Source organism: Methylobacterium sp. J-088, from assembly GCF_022829295.1.
GTDB lineage: Bacteria > Pseudomonadota > Alphaproteobacteria > Rhizobiales > Beijerinckiaceae > Methylobacterium.
The window spans coordinates 18,237-32,262 of the sequence record NZ_JAKSYH010000225.1 but is presented as its reverse complement, the minus strand read 5'-3'; the positions used below and the strand labels follow the sequence as shown (position 1 = coordinate 32,262).

11 protein-coding genes are annotated in these 14,026 nt (G+C 68.6%); 1 reads left to right on the top strand and 10 read right to left on the bottom strand.

Annotated features, from left to right (window positions below; all coding sequences use genetic code 11):
• Nucleotides 1–1,010: MFS transporter (locus MKK63_RS24540; RefSeq protein ID WP_244006353.1), on the bottom strand; the 1,010-nt coding region annotated here is incomplete at its 3' end.
• 323 nt (nt 1,011–1,333) lie between these two features.
• On the opposite strand from MKK63_RS24540, the gene MKK63_RS24535 reads away from it, so the two are divergent.
• Complete coding sequence (locus tag MKK63_RS24535; protein WP_244006348.1) at nt 1,334–2,029, top strand: GntR family transcriptional regulator; 696 nt, start codon at nt 1,334–1,336, stop codon at nt 2,027–2,029.
• Between the two features lie 198 nt (nt 2,030–2,227).
• On the opposite strand, the gene MKK63_RS24530 is transcribed toward MKK63_RS24535, so the two are convergent.
• The 9 genes from MKK63_RS24530 to MKK63_RS24490 form a co-directional block, all read right to left on the bottom strand.
• Complete coding sequence (locus MKK63_RS24530; RefSeq protein WP_244006346.1) at nt 2,228–3,091, bottom strand: amidohydrolase family protein; 864 nt, start codon at nt 3,089–3,091, stop codon at nt 2,228–2,230.
• A gap of 5 nt (nt 3,092–3,096) precedes the next feature.
• Complete coding sequence (locus tag MKK63_RS24525) at nt 3,097–5,025, bottom strand: TRAP transporter large permease subunit (protein WP_244006345.1); 1,929 nt, start codon at nt 5,023–5,025, stop codon at nt 3,097–3,099.
• 6 nt (nt 5,026–5,031) lie between these two features.
• The gene (locus tag MKK63_RS24520) at nt 5,032–6,033 is read right to left on the bottom strand and encodes a TRAP transporter substrate-binding protein (protein ID WP_244006344.1); all 1,002 of its coding nucleotides are present in this window, start codon (nt 6,031–6,033) and stop codon (nt 5,032–5,034) included.
• Nucleotides 6,034–6,414: 381 nt separating this feature from the next.
• Entirely contained in the window at nt 6,415–7,722 is a 1,308-nt protein-coding gene (locus MKK63_RS24515) for an MFS transporter (RefSeq protein WP_244006343.1), read from the bottom strand.
• 69 nt (nt 7,723–7,791) lie between these two features.
• A complete protein-coding gene (locus MKK63_RS24510; RefSeq protein ID WP_244006342.1) occupies nt 7,792–8,964 on the bottom strand; it encodes a CaiB/BaiF CoA transferase family protein in 1,173 nt (390 codons plus the stop codon).
• A gap of 73 nt (nt 8,965–9,037) precedes the next feature.
• On the bottom strand, nt 9,038–9,826 hold the full coding sequence (locus tag MKK63_RS24505) for an enoyl-CoA hydratase (protein ID WP_244006341.1): 789 nt from the start codon (nt 9,824–9,826) through the stop codon (nt 9,038–9,040).
• Nucleotides 9,775–11,220 (bottom strand): MFS transporter, encoded by a 1,446-nt coding sequence (locus MKK63_RS24500; RefSeq protein WP_244006339.1) that lies wholly within the window; start codon nt 11,218–11,220, stop codon nt 9,775–9,777. The genes MKK63_RS24505 and MKK63_RS24500 overlap by 52 nt, the downstream gene beginning before the upstream one ends.
• Before the next feature lie 14 nt (nt 11,221–11,234).
• On the bottom strand, nt 11,235–12,578 hold the full coding sequence (locus MKK63_RS24495; protein WP_244006337.1) for an MFS transporter: 1,344 nt from the start codon (nt 12,576–12,578) through the stop codon (nt 11,235–11,237).
• A gap of 70 nt (nt 12,579–12,648) precedes the next feature.
• Complete coding sequence (locus MKK63_RS24490; RefSeq protein ID WP_244006351.1) at nt 12,649–14,022, bottom strand: MmgE/PrpD family protein; 1,374 nt, start codon at nt 14,020–14,022, stop codon at nt 12,649–12,651.
• Nucleotides 14,023–14,026: the final 4 nt, after the last annotated feature.

Sequence of the window (14,026 nt, the reverse complement as noted above, 5' to 3'; positions counted from 1 at the left end):
CGCGGGTTCGGCAGCAGGTCGTTGACCAGGGAGAACGTCAACGACGTCGTCGAGGCGATGCCGGTCAGGGATACCGCGATCAGCGCCAGGTTCAGCCACACGGCGTCGACGAAGGGCGCGAAGAGGACGGTGGCCGCGAGCATCATCGTGGACGCGATGACGTACCGGCGCCGACCGCCGCCGACCTCACCCCGCATCATACGATCGCTGAGAAACCCGATCACGATGCAGAGTACCACGGCCACCGTGTACGGGATCGCGGCGTAGAGACCAGTCTTGGCGATTGTGAGCCCCTTGGTGGTCTGCAGATAGCTCGGCAGCCATGTCAGGAAGAGGTACTGCGAGTAGACGTTGCAGCCCATCGTCAGGGCCAGCCCCCACAGCGTCGGCCCGGATGACAGCATACCGACCAGGCCCGTGCGGTCGCCCGCGGCCGCCGTGTTGCCGGTTCGCTCGGCCAGGATCTTGGCCCGCTCAGGCTCGCTCAGCCAGCGCGCGTCCTCCGGGCGGGAGAAGAGGCTGAGCCAGCAGATCAGCCAGAGCAGCCCGATCGCCCCGGCGGCGAAGAAGAGCGCGCGCCAGCCGAAATGCTCGATGATGGGACCGGCCACGAGGGCGCACAGGGCAGGCCCCGCGTAGGACCCGCTGTTGAAGGCCGCGTTCATGGCCCCACGCTCGCCGGCCGGCATCCATTCGCGAATGACGCGAGCGCCCGCGGGATTGCTCGTCGCCTCACCCGCCCCCATCGCGAGACGTGTCGCGAGAAGCGAGGCGAAGCTGGTCGACAGGCCGGTCGCCGCCGTCGCCAGCGACCAGAGCGTGAGCCCGAAACCTGCGACGCGCTTGGCACCGAACCGGTCGACCAGCAGGCCCATCGGGATCAGAAACAGCGCGTATGTCCACAGGAACGACGAGAAGAGATACCCCAAGGAAACCGGATCCAGCCCGTATTCCTTCGCGATCGGCCCTGCGGCAAAAGATAACGTTACGCGATCGATATAATTGATCATTGCAAGCGCGAACAGGAGCAGCGCGATCCAACCTCGCCTGAACGGCATGTCTACTCCCGGGCGATGTTTCACTGACTCTGGCCCCGCGCGTTACGGGCCGGATCGTGCAGGGCGGCGACCTTCTGTGTGTCGCTCTCGTTTAACAAGCCGGGTCGAACGGCCACGAACGGAGGCCCGCAAATCCCGAAATGGCAGGACAACACTCGGAAGGCTTCGCGGGCGGTTGCACGCGAATCCGACCCGTGCCCGTCAATCCATATACAATTGTATACGGTTGAGTCCAGCGTGACGCGACGGTAGGGTTCGAGGCGGGACGCGGGAGCGTGAAGGAGGGGCAACTGCGGTCGGAGGCTGAGAAATCCTGGCTGCCCGGAAGTCCAGGGGGTGACCGGCCGCTGAGCCGCCGCGCCTACGACGCGATCTTCACGGCGATTCAGGACGGTCAGCTGGCGCCGGGATCGCTCGTGCGCGAGGCAGATCTGACCACGTGGCTCGAGATGAGCCGCACGCCGCTCCGGGATGCCCTGCAGCGCCTGGAGGCGGAGGGACTACTGAGCATGCAGTCGCATCGCGGCATCCGGATCGCGGCCCTGGATCAGCAGCAGGTCTCGGAGCTGTACACGGCGCGCGAATGGGCCGAGGGCGCCGCAGCGTCATTGGCCGCGCGATACGCGACGCCGGTCGACATCGCACGGATGCGGCACATCCTCGAACAGGAGCGCGCCTCAGCGGACGATCCCGTGGCCGGCGCACGGCAAAACCGCGATCTTCATCTGACGATCCACACCTGTGCCCGGAACCGGTACCTCGCCGAGCATCTCAGCTGCATGGCGGCCCTGTTGGCCCTCGTCGGCAATACGCGGCGGCGCAATGCACACCGCGTAGTCGAAGCCGAACAGGAGCACACCGCGCTGGTGGCGGCCATCGCGGATGGCGACAGTCAACGCGCGGAGGCCAGCGCCCGTCAGCACATCCAGGCCGCGCAGCGAAACGTGCTGACCCATTGGGTCGGTGCCTGAGTTCGAGGCGTTCCCCGGAGAGGATGGCGATCGCGTCCCTGCCCGATCCGCGGGCCTGAAGCTCCGTAAGGCGTGGGTCGACCCCAATCCCGCTTGTCCGTCCCGGGGGACGGGGAGGGAAGACCGTTCCTCGCCCCGGAAGCCGATGGTGCGGCGGACCAGTCCATCGCGACCGACGATGCCGCCCTGTCAACGCGCTCAAAATTTGAAGAGCGCATCCGGGTTGTCGACGAGAATGCGCCGACGGTCAGCCTCGTCGGAAACCCAGGAACCAAACAGTTCTAGGAGGTCGCTGGTGTTGGGCATCCCGCTTCTCAACCCGACATGTGGCCAGTCACTCCCCCACAGGAGACGATCGGGTCTGAGCGCGAGGAGGGCCTCCACATAGGGGCGAAGCTCCGGATAATGCGGGCCTCCCTGAGACAGGCGATAGGCGCCCGAAAGCTTGACCCACCCCGTCCCGGCTTCGATGAGGCGACGCAGGGCCTGAAACCCCGGCTGCTCGAGCCCCTGCTCGGGCGCCAGAAACCCCATGTGGTCGATCACCACCGGACAGGGAAGCCGCCGTAGGCGCGGCTCCAGATCCACGAGGTGTGCGGGCTTCAGGAGGAACTGGAGGTGCCAGCCCATCTCGGAGGCCCGGGCCGCGGCCCGCTCGATCCCGGACGGTTCAAGGCCGCCCGGATGGGCCATGATGAAGCGAGTGCCGCGCGCACCTCGCTCGTGCAGGGCGCGCATCTCCGCCTCGGAGGCGTCCGGATCGACCACCACGACCGCGCGCATCGGTAGCCCGATCTGAGCGCCTTCCTCGAGCTGGTCACGGTTGTCGAAGCCGAAGATGCTCGCCTGGATGACGACGATCCGCTCGATGCCGAGCGTGTCGAACAGCCGGCGCGCGCTCGCGGCCGCGGCTTCCGGCGGCGTGTAGTCGCGCTGGGGCACGAGCCGCACGAGGCGGTTCGGACCGAAGACGTGGAAATGGGCGTCGGTCGCACCGGGCGGCATCCGGAAGGTCGGGGGACGCACGTCCGGATCGGGTGCGAGGCAGGTATCATCCGTCATGGGGCTCAGCGCGATCCGACGAGGTTGGGCAGGGCGTGGGTGAACCAGGGTATGAACGCCACGGCGAGCACGCCGAGGACGAGCACGATGAGGTAGGGGATCATCGCCCGGCTGGCTGCCTCGATGCGGCTCTCGGCGACGGCGCACGCGATGTAGAAGCCGATGCCGATCGGTGGGATGAAGATACCGATCCCCATCGCGAGGATGATGACCATCGCGTAGTGGATGCTGTCGATCCCGTACTGGCCCGCGATGGGGATCAGCAGCGGCCCGAGGATGATCAGCGCCGGGAGCCCTTCGAGCAGCGATCCGACCACGACGAGCAGCGCGAGCGAACCGATCAGGAACGCCGCCCGGCTGTCGCCGAGCGCGTGCAGGAGCGAGATTAGGGCGACCGGCAGGTTCGCCGCGGTGAGCGTCCAGGCGAACGAGCCGGCCGCGGCGATGATGAACAGCACCATCCCGGACAGCACCCCGCATTCCACGACGATCCGCACGAGATCGCGCAGCCCGAAGGCGCGGTACACGCCGCAGGCCAGGACGAGGCCGTAGAGCACGGCGACAGCTGAAATCTCAGTCGGGGTGGCGAAACCGAAGCGGATGCCGACGACCATCAGGACCGGCATGACGAGCGGCAACGCGGCCGCCCCGGCCGCTAGGGCGAGTTCGGGTCCGGTCGCGCGCGGCATGCGTGGTGCCCCTTCACGCACGGCCAGGCCCCAGTTCAGGATCATCAACAGAACGGCGATCACGGCCGCGGGCAGGAGGCCGGCGATGAACAGTGTCCCGATGGAGATCGGCGCGACGGAGCCGAGGACCAGCATCGCCAGGCTCGGCGGGATCGTCTCCGACATCGCAGCCGAGGCTGCGAGGACCGCCGCGCTCCGCTCGGGCCCGTAGCCCTGTTTCTTCAGCTCGCCCCGCAGCACAGAGCCGACCGCGACGACGTCGGCGACCTTCGATCCGGAGATGCCGGACACGAGGTAGATCGTCAGGACCACGACCTGGAGCAGGCCGCCGCGCAGATGGCCGACGAGCGCCATCGCGAAGCGAACCAGCCGGAGGCTGATCCCGCCGCGTTCCATGATGAGGCCCGTCCAGATGAAGAACGGCAGGGTCAGCAGGATGAAGTTGCCCGTCCCATCGACGGTGTTCTGCGCTGCCGCGATCAGCGGCGCCGTTCCGGTCAGTTGGAGGAAGAACAGCGAGCCGAGCAGCATCGCGAAGCTGACCGGCAGGCCGAGGAGGACGGCGGCGAAGAACAGGACCAGCATCAGGCCGAGCGCCGCCTGTGGACCGGGGCGCGAGACGGCTGGCAGCGCGGTGACGGCGAGCACGATCGAAACAGTGACGGCGACGCCAGCCAGCGTGCGCCAGGCGAGGGCAGGGCGGTAATCCGTCGCGAACCGCTCGATCGCAAACAGCACGACGAGCGCCATACCGACGCTGAGCGGGACGACGAACCAAGCGGCGCTGATCTGCAGGATCGGCGTTGTGGACAGCGCAGTGATCGATAGAAGGTCGAGGGAGACGTAGCCGACGGTGGCCGCGGTCACGAGGACGAGACCGTCGATCGCGATCGCGACGGGCTCGCGCCAACCGGCCGGCAGCAGTTGGCGCACGAACTCGACGGTGGTGTGATGCTTGGCGCGGTAGGCCAAGGCGCCCCCGATGAAGGCGAGCGTCGTGAGGCAGAGCTTGGCGGCCTCGTCCGCCCACAACAGCGACAGATCAATCGTCGAGCGGGCAGTGATGTCCCAGAGGATGATCCCGAGTTCGCCGACGAGCGCCACGACGAGGAGGGCGCGGCAGAGCCACTCGACGAGGTCGAGCCCTCGGCCGTACAGGCGGAGCGCGGCGAAGGGCGACAGGGCGAGTGTGGTCGATGTCCGCTCGATCGTACCGTGGGCCAGCGTGGGCTCTCCGGCGGACACGGGAGGCTAACCCTTCCCGACCTCCTTCATCACGGTATCGACCAGATCCGGCCCGATGATGTCGCGGAACTGCTTGTACACCGGCTCGACCTGCTTGCGGTACGCGTCCTGGTCCACCGGCAGGATCGCCAAGCCCTTCGCCTTGAAGCGCGCGGCGGTCTCGTCAGTCGCCGCCGCGATCGTGGTGCGCCAGTCGCCCGTCATATCGTGCGCCGCCGCCCTGATCGCGCTCCGCGCCTGCTCGGGCAGGGCGTCGAACTTGGCCTTGCTCGCCATGAGGACGCCGACGTTGTAGACGTGATTGGTCGTGTTGATCGTTCGCACGACCTCATCGTGCTTGCCGGCCGCGACCGAGATGATCGGCGTCTCGATGGCTTCGATCGTGTGCTGGGACAGCGCGAGGTACACTTCGGTCAGGTCGATCGCGATCGGGTTCGCGCTGAGTGTTCGGAACATCGCCGCGAAGATCGCGCCGGGCTGGACGCGGATCTTGAGTCCCTTGATGTCAGTCGGCTCCGGCACCTTCCGCTCGACGCTCGATACGACGCGCCAACCCCAGTGACCGTAGGATAGTCCGTAGATGCCCTTGGCGGGCATGAGGTCGAGGAGTTGACCGCCGATCGGCCCGTCCAAAACCCGTTCGGCGGTCTTGGCCTCGGGGAAGAGGAAGGGCAGATCCACCACTTGAAATCGCGGGAAGAGCGGGCCGATGAAGCCGGAGGTGTGTGCGCACAGATCGATGATGCCGGTCTGCATGCCGGTGATGATGTTGGTGCCGCTGCCGAGCTGGCCGATGCTGAACACCTGGATTTCGACAGCGCCGTCCGTCCGCTTGTTTACGTTCTCGGCAAAGCGCTTCAGCACAGCGTAGAGCGGATGCGCCTGCGTGTCGGCGAAGGTGAGCTTCAGTGTGTGGGTCGGTGTTGCGGCGAAGCCCGATCGCGCCAGGAACGGCAGGGCTACCGGCGCGCCGAGGACGGCACCGGCGAACGTGCGGCGACTGATCAAAGGCGTTCCCTCGTTCCCCGGGCAGGCCTATTGGCTGGCCTACCACTTGTTCTTCGGCCCGTTTTTCTGGGCCGCGGATTGATCGCGAGGATGTCCCCGACCGGGGTGCCCGTCAATCATGCTCTACAGGCAGCAATGTACATCGGGTGACAGTTGGCTCTTGAATTTCAGCCGCTGATCCGGCGGCGCATCGTTTGCTTTACCGATTGCTGGCTTGCGCGCCCCACAACCATGTTAGACCAAACCGAGTGGACTGACGAAGATAATTAATCCTCAACACCAGATGTTTGCATCTTATGCGATAGCGTAGAATTTCCCCGCAGTGTCCGGACGAAACATCTGGACCTGCCAGATCGTCGGATCCAGGAGACCATTCCGCTCTCAGACAGGAAGCGCCTTGTTCGCGGTCTCAGGAGCGAGCCAGATTGTCGGCAAGCCGATGAGATAGATCAGCGAGATGATCGCCAGGGCTTCCGGATACGATCCTGTCACGACCACGAGGCTGCCGACGATCGTCGGCCCCAGCGCGCCGAGGATGCGCCCGAAGCTGAAGGCGAAGCCGGACCCGAAGGCCCGGCGGCGCGTCGGGAACAGCTCGGGCAGCCAGATCGTGTAGAGCGCGAACACCGCGTTGGTGAAGAAGCCGACGAGCGGCAACAGCGCGATGAACAGCGTGACGCTGTCGAGCCAGACGGCTGCGCCGAGATAGGCCACCAGGTTGATGGTGAAGGCGCCGAGGAAGAAGGCCGTGGCCGTCCGGCGGCGGCTGCCGAACCACGTCGCGATGAACGGCATCGCGAGGCAGCCGATCAGCGTGCCGATGTTGGTGATGATCCCGCTGATCGCCGCCACCTTCTGGGCGGCGGCCGGCGTCGACCCCGTCGCGACGAGCTTGCTGATCACCAGGGTCGGCGCCCAGTAGGTCGAGGACCACAGGCCCAGGATGATGCACGACATCATCAGCCCGGCCGCCCAGGTGGTGCGGCCCTGCGGCCCCGTGAACATGGCGGCGAGGCTCGGCTGATCGGCGCCGGGCTCGGTCCGCGCCTGCTGTGCCCGGGGCGGTTCCTGCACGGTGGCGCGGATCGCCACGACGAGGAGGGCGGGCAGCACGCCCAGGAAGAACATGCCCCGCCACCCGATCACCGGGGCGAGGAACGAGGCGGCCGCGCCCAGCAGCAGGCCGGTCGGCGTCGCGGTGTGGAGCCAGCCCGCGAGCCGCACGCGCTGATGCTCGTCCACCGACTCGTGAAGCAGCGGCGTTCCCGCCGCCCACTCGCCGCCGACGCCGAATCCCGCGCAGAACCGGAACACGGCGAACGAGGCGAGCCCGCCCGCGAGGCCGCAGAGCCCGGTGAACACTGAGTAGACGAGAATCGTCAGGCACATCACCTTCACGCGCCCGATCCGGTCGGCGAGCCAGCCCCAGAACATCGAGCAGGCCCAGCCCAGCATGAAGATCGAGAAGAAGTAGCCGCCGTAGAGCGCGATCGTACCGCGGGCGGGCTCGATGCCCCCGGCCGCGAGGAGGTCTGACACTGCCGGGACCAGCACGAAGATGTAGATGGCCGAGTCGAAGCCATCGAGCATCCAGCCCGCCCAGGTGATCCAGAAGACCCGGGTGCTCGACGTCACCCGTGCGGCCGTGGGTGCGCGGTCCGGGACCGCGGCGAGGCTCAAGCGGTCCATGGGCGTCTCCGGTCCGACATGGTGTCCTCCCTGATGGCCGCCCGATCTCGGGGCCGGGCTGGCCGGTCTTCAGATCACGCGCTTCTCCCGCAGGTCCGCCACCGCCTGCGCGTCGAAGCCGAAGGCGTGCAGGATCGTGTCGCTCTGCGCACCGAGATCGGGCGCCGCCGTTCGTACATGCCCTTCCGAGCGGGACATCCGGATCGGCTGGGCGATAAGACCGATGGGCCCGAGGCGTTGATGCTCCACCGTCTCGGCCATGCCGAGATGCTGCACCTGCGGGTCGGAGAAGACCTGATCCATCGTGTAGACCGGGCCGCAGGCGATCTCGGCCGCGTTCAGGGCCTCGACCCAATGGGCGGCTGTCCGGGTCCGCGTCACCGCGGTGATCGCCTCGGCAAGGTCGTGTCGGTTGCGGCTGCGCGCCGGCTGGTCGGCGAAGCGCGGATCCTCGGCCCATTCGGGATGGCCCAGCACGGCGCACAGGCGCCGCCACATGGCCTCGCCGATCGGCGCGATGTTCACGTGCCCGTCGGCCGCCGGGAACGCGCCCATGGGGCTGGCGGTCGGGTGGTGGTTGCCGATCTGCGGCGGGACCTCGTGGTCCATGGTCCAGCGCGCCGCCTGGAAGTCGAGCAGCGCGATCTGCGCCTGCAGGAGCGAGGTCTGGACCCACTGCCCCTGGCCCGACTGCTCCCGCTCCAGGAGCGCCGTCAGGATGCCGAGGGCGCAGTACAGGCCGGCGCTCGAATCGGCGACCGCGATGCCGGCCCGCACCGGGCCCCCGCCGGCCTCGCCGGTGATCGACATCAGCCCGCCCATCCCCTGCGCGATCTGATCGAGCCCGGGGCGCATGCGGTAGGGGCCGTTCTGCCCGTAGCCGGAGATGCTGGCGTAGACGAGCCGGGGGTTCTCGGCAGCCAGCGCCGCGTAGCCGATGCCGAGACGCTCCTTCACGTCAGGCCGGAAATTCTCGACGAGCACGTCGGCCGAGTGCGCGAGCCGCTTCAGCACGGCGACGCCCTCGGGCTGCTTCAGGTCGAGGGTGAGGCTGCGCTTGTTGCGGTGCAGGTTCTGGAAATCCGAGCCGTCGCGGTTGCCGCCGATCCGGTCGCCCCCGGGGGGCTCGATCTTGATGACGTCCGCGCCCCAATCGGCGAGTTGGCGCACCGCCGTGGGCCCCGAGCGCACGCGGGTGAGATCCAGCACCGTGAAGCGGCTCAGCGCATGGGCGGAGGGCATGGGCGTCTCCCGGTTTCGCGTCGCAGGGTTCTGCGTGGCAAGGTTTCGCGCGGTGTGGCAGGTCGGGGGCCGCTCAGCGGCCCCTGAAGTTCGGCGGCCGCTTCTCGCGGAAGGCGATCGGACCCTCCCGGTAATCCTCGCTTGCGAAGCAGGCCTTGATCGCCCGGTCGATGGCGGCGAGCGCATCCGGGCCGGGCTCGGTGGTGGCCGCGTCGATGGCGAGCTTGGCAGCCGCGATCGTCAGCGGCGCGTTGGCGGCGACGCGGGCGCCGTAGGCGCGGACCTCCTCCTCCAGCGCCTCTTTGGGGACGACCCGGTTGATCAGCCCCATGCCGAGCGCCTCGGCGGTGTCGAACTGGCGCGCCGAATAGAAGATGTCCTTGGCCCGCGAGGGGCCGACCACGTCGACGAGGCGGCGCATGCCGGCGTAGCGGTAGCCTAGGCCGAGCTTGGCCGCCGGGATCGCGAACCGCGTACCCTCGGCGGCGAAGCGCAGGTCACAGGCCAGCGCCAGGGCGAGGCCGCCGCCGATGCAGTAGCCGCGCACCATGGCGAGCGTCGGCTTGGGGCAGGTCTGGATGATGGCCGTCGCCGCATCCGCGGCGGCGTTATAGGCCATCTGGGCCTCGCTGGAGCCGCGCTTCGTCTCGAACTCGGAGATGTCGGCGCCGGACACGAACGCCTTCTCGCCCGCGCCCTTCAGCGCGAGGATGCGGATCTCCGGATCCTCCGCGAGGCCGGCGATCGCCTCGGGCACGCCGCCCCACATCTCGAACGTCATGGCGTTGTGCTTGGCGACATTACTGAAGATCAGCCAGCCGATCGGCCCATCCCGCTGCACGATGAGTTGGGGGTCTGCCATGGGGTCAATCCTTGGTCGGTCTGGCTGTGATCGTCACGGATCGGGAACTGGTCGCGCGCGTCGTCCCCGCCCGCAAGGCTTCCCGCGACCCGCTCCGGATCGAGGCTCGCCGTGCCGCCCTCCTTCAGAAACAGCGTCGTGACGAACGTGCAGGCGATGCAGGCGCTGACGTAGTAGAAGAACAGGCTCTCGTGGCCGAGATGCTTGAACCACAGGCCGACATACTCGGCGCTGCCGCCGAACAGGGACGTCGCCAAAGTATAAGGAAGGCCCACGCCGAGGACGCGCACGCTGGTTGGGAACAGCTCCGCCTTCACCACCGAGTTCACCGACGTGTAGCCGGACACGATGACGAGCGCGATCATGAGGAGGATGAGTGCCGACCACGCATCGTGGACGCGCGTCATCGCGGTCATCAGCGGCACGGTGCCCAGCGTCCCGAGCACGCCGAAAGCGAGCAGCAGGGGCTTGCGCCCGATCCGGTCCGACAGCGCGCCCAGCAAGGGCTGCAGCAGGGCGAACACGAACAGCGTGGCGCAGGAGACCAGCGTCGTCTGGTCCCGCGTCAGCCCCGCCGAATTCGACAGGAAGCGGTGCATGTAGACCGTGTAGGTGAAGAACGCGACCGTGCCGCCGACGGTCATACCGGCGACCAGGACCAGCGCGCGCGGGTGGGCCAGGAGGCGCAGGGTTGGCCGCTCCGGCGGTCCCCGGCGCTGGAGCGCCTTGAACTGGTCCGTCTCGGCGATGTTCCGGCGCAGGGCGTAGCCGATCACCGCGCAGGCCGCCCCGATGGCGAAGGGGATGCGCCAGCCCCAGGCGGCGATCTGGTCGGTGCTGAGCAGGATCCGCATCAAAACCAGCAGGGCTGTCGCCAGCAGCTGGCCGGAGATCAGAGTCACGTAGTTGAAGCTGCTGAAGAAGCCGCGGCGCCGCGGATCCGCGATCTCCGTCAGGTAGACGGAACTCGCTCCGTACTCGCCGCCGAGCGACAGGCCCTGAAGCATGCGCGCGAGGAGCAGCAAAGCCGGCGCCAGAATCCCGGCCTGGGTGTAGGTCGGGCAGATCGCGATCATCAGCGAGCCCGCGCACATCAGGGTCACGCACAAGCTCAGCGCGGTGCGCCGCCCGTGCTGGTCGGCGTAGATGCCGAAGATCCAGCTCCCGAGGGGCCGCAGCAGGAAGCCCAGGGCGAAGATCCCGGCGGCGTTGAGGAGCTGCACGTTCGGCGAGTCGCCGGGGAAGAATTGCGGCGCAAAGTAGAGCGAGAACGCCGTGTAGATGTGCAGATCGAACCACTCGATCAGGTTGCCGACCGAGCCGCCGAGGATCGAGGCGACGCGGGTGTGAAGGGCAGGGCGCGCGGCCCCGAGGGCGGTGTCCGTGGCGAGCATCGAGCGTCCCTCCGTCATCGTGCCGCGGAGGCGGCGACGCGCCGCTCGAAGGCGGGGGCGAGCAGGGCCTGCACGCCGCCCAGGAACGCGACCACGGCCAGGAACAGGAGACCGTAGGAGAACTGGCCGGTTGAATCCTTGATCCAGCCGACAAGGTAGGCGGGCAGGAAGCCCGACAGGTTGCCGAGCGCCGTCACCATGGCGATCGAGCCGGCCGCCGCCGGCCCCGGGAAGCTCTCGGTGTAGAGCGCCAGCGACGGGCCCTTCAGCCCGTAGATCCCAACCATCACCACGCAGATCGCCACGAACTGCGCGAGCGGCTGGGCGAGCCAGACCGAGGCCGTGAGGCCGGCGGCCACCAGGAACGTCATGGCGGCGGTCGGCACGATCCGGTCCGCGTGCCGATCGGACCACCAGCCGCCCAGCACCATCGCCAGCGTGCCGAACGCGTAGGGTATCGCGGTGACGAAGCCCGTCTGGGCGTTGGTCAGGCCGGCGGCCTTGATGATCTGCGGCAGCCATAGGCTCAGGCCGTAGCTCGCCGTGGTGACGTTGAAGAACAGCAGCGCGTAGAACAGCACCCGCGGGTCGCGGATCGTCGCCCAGACGTTCGGCGCGGCGTGCGCTCGGACCGGCTCGGCGGCGAGCGTCCGGCGCAGCCAGTCCCGCTGCTCGCGGCTGAGCCATTCGGCCTTGTCGGGCGTGTCGGTCAGGACGAACAGCAGCAGCACGCCGAGGACGACGGCCGGCAGCCCTTCGAGGATGTACATCCACTGCCAGCCGGACAGGCCGAGCCATCCGTCGAGCCCGAGCAGCAGCCCGGAGATCGGCGCGCCCACGAGGCTCGACATTGCCATACCGACCAGCATGATGCCGATGCAGCGGGCGCGGTAGGCCTTCGGGTACCAGAGGGAGGCGAACAGCAGCAGGCCGGGGAAGAACCCGGCCTCCGCGACCCCGAGCAGGAACCGGGCGATACAGAACGAGACCGGCCCGGTCACCAGCGCCATCCCGGCCGAGATGAAGCCCCAGGTGATCATGATGCGGGACAGCCAGAAGCGGGCGCCGACCCGGCCCATCATCACGTTGCTGGGATACTCGAACAGGAAGTAGCCGAGGAAGAAGATCCCGGCGCCCCAGCCGTAGGCGGTGGCCGAGAGGCCGAGTTCCTTGTTGGCGGTCAGCGCCGCGAAGCCGACATTCACCCGGTCGATGAACGAGACCATGTAGGCGATGACGAGGATCGGCATGAACCTCCGGTTGATCCGGCGGATCGTGTCACGCTCCAGGTCCGTCACCCCGTCCGACCGCGTGCCGTCCTGTACGGCGAGGCCGGCGGGGATTGCCCGCGTGTCCATGCGCTCTCCTCCCTGGAGGCCGCCGGCCGATCTCGCGGCTCTGGCGGGTATGGTCTTGCGGCGCGCCCGCCTAGTCCGGCATCGGCGGTCCGAGCCCGAGCCGCGCCACCGCCTTGGCCGGGGCTGTGTCCAGCGTGCGCAGAGCCGCCAGCAGATCGGCCGCCGCCGCGTCCCCCACAGCGGGGACGGCGAGTTCGCGGAACTTGTCGGCCAGCTCGTTGTCGGTGAGCGGCGCGTCAGGATCGCCCTTGCGGGTCGGCTGCCGCTGCATGAGGCGGCGCCCGTCCGTCAGGGTGATGGTCACCACGGCCGAGCGCCGGGCCGGGAACGCGGCCTCGCTTTCCGGATCGACCACCATCGTGACCCGGCGCATCAGCGCCTGGACCCGCGGATCGGAGAGGCGCTCCGGCGAGACCGCGTCGAGGCGCACGCTGCCATGGACCAGGGCGCTCGCCACCGTGAAGGGCGTCGAGAACCGCCCCTCGAAGGGCGTCGCGACTGTGCGCCGGTCGGTGACGTCGAGGGCCGTCCGGTAGGTGCCGATGGTGATCGCCGCAATGGCGTCGAGGTCGAGATCCGGCCGCAGCGCCAGGGCGGCGTCGATCGCCGCGAAGGCATGGCCGCAGCAGCCGTGGTTCTTGAACGTCATGGCGCAGATGTTGTAGCGGCGCCCGAGTTCATCGACAGCGTGCGCCCACTCGGCGCCCCGGCTCATCGCGGCCCCGAACCCGGCCCCGCCCTCCAGCACGTCGAGGGCGCCGGTGACCCCGCGGCTGGCCGCGAGCGCCGCGAGGGCGCCGGCTTCCGCGGCGTGCCCGGCATGGAGCGGCTTCGACATGGCGTCCGAGCGGAAGGCTTGCTGGAGCCCGGCCGCCATCGTGGCGGCGGTGGCCAGCGCGTGGGCGAAGCGCCCAGCATCGAGGCCGAGCAGGGACGCGGTCGCGGCGGCGGCCCCGAAGGTCCCGATCGTGCCGGTCGTATGCCAGTAGTGATAGTGTGAGGGCTGGACCGCCACGCCGATGCGTGTCGAGACCTCGTAGCCGATGACGATGGCGCGCAGCAGAGCCGCGCCGTCGGCGCCGACCGTTTGCGCGGCCGCGAGCGCCGCGCCGATCACCGGGCAGCCCGGATGGTAGATCGCATCGCGAAAGATGTCGTCGAATTCGATGATGTGCGAGGCGGTGGCGTTGATCAGCGCCGCCGTGCGCAAGGGGGCCCGACGCCCGGTGCCGTACACCACGGCGCCGCCGGCCGTCCCGAACTCGTCCGTGAGCGCCGCGGCGAGCAGCGTCGCGGGCGGGAGCTGCGCCCCCGGCAGGAGCGCGGCGAACCAGTCGATCAGGGCGCGCTTGGCGTGGTGCAACACGTCCGCTGGCAGCGATCGCTCGCCTTCGGAAGCCGCGTAGTCCGCCAGCGTCTCGATCACCGTGCCGGGATGCGCCATGGCC